Annotated in this window: 2 protein-coding genes; both read right to left on the reverse strand. The window is 42.5% G+C overall.

Translation table 11 applies throughout. The annotated features are described in order from the left end of the window. Positions 1-194 precede the first annotated feature (194 nt). Complete coding sequence (locus KL866_RS17455; protein WP_251140140.1) at positions 195-1997, reverse strand: sulfatase-like hydrolase/transferase; 1803 nt, start codon at positions 1995-1997, stop codon at positions 195-197. 59 nt (positions 1998-2056) lie between these two features. After that, complete coding sequence (locus tag KL866_RS17460; RefSeq protein WP_214996224.1) at positions 2057-4432, reverse strand: alkaline phosphatase D family protein; 2376 nt, start codon at positions 4430-4432, stop codon at positions 2057-2059. Between the last annotated feature and the right edge of the window lie 405 nt (positions 4433-4837).

Here is a 4837-nt window from a genome sequence, read left to right on the forward strand (position 1 = left end):
GTAAAATACTAACAAGATTCTTTGGATTACGACAGGAAAAATTTGCAGAAATGTAACTTTATTGTAAATTTTAATGCGGCGAGGTTTAGGTGAATTCTGGATAAATATCTAATATTTAAAGGAGGAAGTTATTGTTTCTCAGCCGCTAATGGGGCTTCAAACAAAGCTTTCCTCCTTGCAAAGATAAGAAGAAATTACTTTACGACAATAGTAACTTCATCTTGAATACCGCTGGTGTAATAGGCAGGCCTGCGTTTGTTGGCCACTGGGTAAGCATCTTCCCAGGAATAAACACGTATTGTCGCTTTCCCAGGACGAAGTGCCGTCACTTCTCCTAGCTTGTTAATAGCAACAATATCAGGGTTGTCTGATTCCCAGATTACTCCCGAACGCTGTGCGTTCGAGGGAACCGTTTGATAAGATAAGTGAGTTCGCTGGTTAACCTTCAAAACGTCACTGGCCAATTGAATATGAAGCTCTCTTACCGCTTTTGTTTGATTGCGCTCTAATACTTCACCGAGCTCTTTGTATGCCACTTGCTGCTCTTTCGTTAACGTATCGAGCGGTAAGCCACTGTAGCGAAGCTTACCGAATTTAGCCTTTACCACTTTGTCTCCGGTCCGTTCGAGCGGATCGGTTCGCAGGTCGAAAAAGCGTCCTTTGGGAAACTCATTGCTAGGAACATAGCGTTTAAAGTCTTTGTTGAAAGCGTAGACAATAGCTACTTCGTTAGCGTTGTGATACGTTTCATTGCCAATAAACCAAGTATAAATATGCTTTCTGGGTTCACCAGCAGCGCCTTTTGCTTGCTTCCAAAAACTTATACCATCTACGTGTTCGGCCTTCGGCATTTTTACACCAGCAGCTTCAGCTATAGTGGGGTAAATATCAGTTAGGTTAACCATCCCTTCATATGTTCGGTACTTCCCCTCATCCGAAGCAGGCACTACTAACGGAAAGTTCAATATCAGTGGCACGTGAATCCCATTATCGGCGTTGCCTCCTTTCCGTCCTGGATACACACTACCATCTGGTAACACATGCTCGAAAACTTCTTTAGTACCGTTGTCGCCCATCACAACAATTAAGGTATTGTCACGAACACCTTCTTCGTCGAGCTTTGCCACTACCTTGCCAATCAGATAGTCCATGTATTCAATCATGTCAGGAAAATACTCCCGATCATCCCCACCTTTGTTATTGTATTGCGCTTGTTCAGGGAAGTTATCAAAAGCGCTGTGAGGTTGAGTAAGCGGTGTAGGTTTGTGCTCATCATGCACTAATATCATCGGATAATATAAAAAGAAGGGGTTCTCTTTATTATTTTCAATAAACTCTAGAGCGTGTCGATTAACAATATCAGGTCCATACCATCGACGGCCTGTAATCGGGTCCACATCTTCTCTACCGTTGTAATTATAGTCCTTACCATTGATTACTAAATTTGGATTGATATACCGTTGACCTTCTCTTGTTACGTCAAATGCCGCATATTCGTCCCAACCAAATTCGTGAATATAGTCTTCACCTGGTATTTTTTCTGTTCCCCTTGTTTGCTTCCACTTGCCGAAAAGGCCCGTCCGATAACCGGCATTTTTAAACGCATCCCCAAAGGTAATGTCTGAGCTATGAAGTGCTTTGGGTTTTAAGTAATTTCTATCGTTTCGCTTTCCGCTCATTAACGCTACGCGGGTGTTTTCACATAGGGGATAAGCGTAAGCATGATCGACCCGCAAACCACCTTTTGCCAACTCATCTATGCTAGGCGTAGAAAACTCTTTATTCTCAAACTCTCCATCTTTACTGGTTAAACGATTGGCTCCGTAAGCAGTAACACCGTAATGACTTAAATCGTCAATGAGAATAAGCACAACGTTTGTATGAGGCTTTTTTTCTTCTCTCTCATTCCCTTGTGCATTCTCTTTCATAACGACAGCAAGTACACAAATAATGAGTACGGTGAATAACATACGATTAAACGCGTAACTTTTATTCATAAATTTACCTGACATGTACTAAGAAATAAAAATAGCTACTAGTCAAAAAATAGAAACATTTAGGACAGCTTATTCTCACCTTTGTTTTCCATCTGGTGGATAGTAACCGGCCATCCAGGAAACTGATCCCTATCGCTCGCGTTAACTGCGTCAACCAAGAAACGGTAGGCATCGAGGGTATAGGTTTTATTTTCAGTATCGAAGGTTATAAAACCAAATCCACTACCTTTTTCATGGGCTTTGATATAACGGTTCTCAGACTGTCCAATCTGTGGGTTACCAACCGCATAAACGTATATCTTATTGCCAAAGCTATCTAAGTATTCCCCTGTCTGATCCAAGCCATGAGAAGGTCTATTTTGGAACGGAATACCAACGTCATCCGGACGCCACCATCTTGGCCAGCCTGCCGCAATAGCTGGCGTGCAAAATGCCCAATTACTATCTCTATGTTCATTTAACCCGTATTGAGACAGTGAGCCTAGATGAGTATCGCCACAAATGTGTAGCGCTTTTGACTCGCGCATAATTTCAATGGCACGGTTACGTGCACCTGCGGGCCAACCGCTGCTATCGAAATCATACTTTAGATAACGGGTGGGTAGAGGCTGGTGAGTAGAAATTCCTGCAAATACAGTTTGGCTAAGCACCGCTTTTAATGTGTGACCTCGCCAGTCTTTGCCCCATCGTTTAAGGAAATTTTCTTGCCGGTTTCCTAGTAAAGAGAGATCCGGTCTATCGTATTGAGGGTTAATATAGGTAGGCGCTTCACCCTCACCTGTTTCCCCAACCACGATATCAAGTGTTTCTGGACCACTTTTCCAGTGTCTGTCTGCGATAATAGCGAAACTGACATTGCCATACACAAGGTCAGTGTAATACACACTAATACCTCGCTTAGAAGGTGCAGGTTCTACTGGGTCAGGGTGATGCGCAGTATGGGTACGATGGACTACTTCCAACATAGGTATAGGTTGAATGTATCCCCCCCATCCGTCACTGCGACCTGTTTTTACAAACTTTTCGGCCATTGCAGCCCCGCCTTCGCCCCACAAGTTACCTTGGAACACATCGTGATCGTCGGGTAAACATACGGTCGGTGCATTTCGCATAGAGTCTTTGAATGCCCAACCAAACTGGTAGAACTTTCTTAAATAGCAATTTATTGCGGGCTTTGCTGGCGATCGAACAAATCCAAAGCCGCCATGCTCTTCATAAATTTGATCACCTGAAAATAAGATAAGATCAGGTTCTAAGTTAGTAATATTGTTCGCTACAGGCTCGTAGGGGAAAGCATAGTCATTTTGACATGTTAACGCAGCCATCCGTAAGGTAGCTTTCTGAGGGTTCGCCCTGATGGTACCGGTAAATGTATCTGCTTCTATAGAACCGTCACGTCGCTTTTCTATATATACTAAGCGATACTTGATTTGCGCTTTCTCATGCCAGTTAGGAATACGGAATGTGGCAACCCAAGCAAGAGGGTCGAGCGGCGCGAACGCTTTAGTCTTCCACACTCCATTTTCAAGTAGTTGTAGCTCCACTTGCTGACTGTCATTTTTCCCCATTGGGCCAGTAAATGCACTAAGCTTCATAATGAAGCCTTCTTCACTACGGGAGTCATTTAGGGTGTACATAGCCCACAATATCGGACCAAACTGGTGTTCAGGTGAATGAGAAAATGCGCTGCCGCTAATCGTCCATTCCGAAAATGCATACTTAGTGTCTTTCTTAGCATCTGCTGAAGTGTTTGGTTCGCCACCTTCTGATGGTTTTGAAAAATGGCTTACTACAGCCACATTTCCTAACAGTTCGGCAGATGCCACCCAGGTTTCGATACTAGCCAACACTTCTTTATTTTCAGTGTCTAATGCTACAGCAGACAACTTAGTAGTGCCGTTGCCCGACACCCCTTTTAATTTTAGAAGCACTTTATTAGTAGAAGGTACTGGAGATAAATCAACAGAGCGACCATTTAAGACTAAACTATTTCCTCTTATACCCGCATCAACTCCCTTTTGAACGAAGCAGTTACTTTTGTATTCATTCAGTTCGCTTCTAACACCTAGGCGCAGCCCCCCTCCACCATCGTTGTTACCATTGATATAGCGATGAACAACCACTGACATTTCAATAGTCCCATTAGCATCTACTATTTGAGAGGTTAACGAATGAACACTGCGATTGCCACCTGCACTCGTACATTGAGCTTGGCCATTTACTATCTCCCAGTCTTCCATTGGATTAGCCCAATATTGGCCACCCAACCACACCCTATCATGTGTGTTCTGCCAGGTATCTACAGTTTCAGAGACCTTAGCATTTACAGTGTTTACTCCAGTTTTGGTATTCGTTGATTTACAACTAACGGAAGTTGTTGCAAGACCTGCTACAGCTAATTTTAGGGCATCACGGCGAGAAAAGTACGTTTTCATAAGGTCTCTCAAATTTCGCTCAAAACTTGCAATTACCCTTTTCCGAAGTCAAACAGGTCAGTATTGTCAGCAATACAAACGCATCAAAATTCAGTAGGATTCCACTATCAGATAGAGCGAGTTTGTTAATGAATTAACTATTATTCAAACACTTACCATTTAACATTGTCAACAATTAAATATATATAAAATGTAAAATAGCAGTAACGCACTGATATCTGAAATTTAGTCTCATTAGGACAATCCTGAACGTAAACTAGGCTGGTAGGACAAAGAATACCTCTGAGTTGGGGTGTAAATAAGAGCGATGCACGCCAGATATGGTTTATTCACTTACCTTCAGGCTTTCATAACTCAAAAAAAGCCTACACCTTTAGTATAATTTCGATTTATCATCCTTAAATA

This window comes from Alteromonas sp. ALT199 (assembly GCF_018619335.1).
In the GTDB taxonomy this organism is placed as follows: Bacteria; Pseudomonadota; Gammaproteobacteria; order Enterobacterales; family Alteromonadaceae; genus Alteromonas.

Coding starts and splice junctions, on each gene's coding strand:
- KL866_RS17455 (WP_251140140.1), bottom strand. CDS start 1,997: ATGAATAAAAGTTACGCGTTTAATCGTATGTTATTCACCGTACTCATT.
- KL866_RS17460 (WP_214996224.1), bottom strand. CDS start 4,432: ATGAAAACGTACTTTTCTCGCCGTGATGCCCTAAAATTAGCTGTAGCA.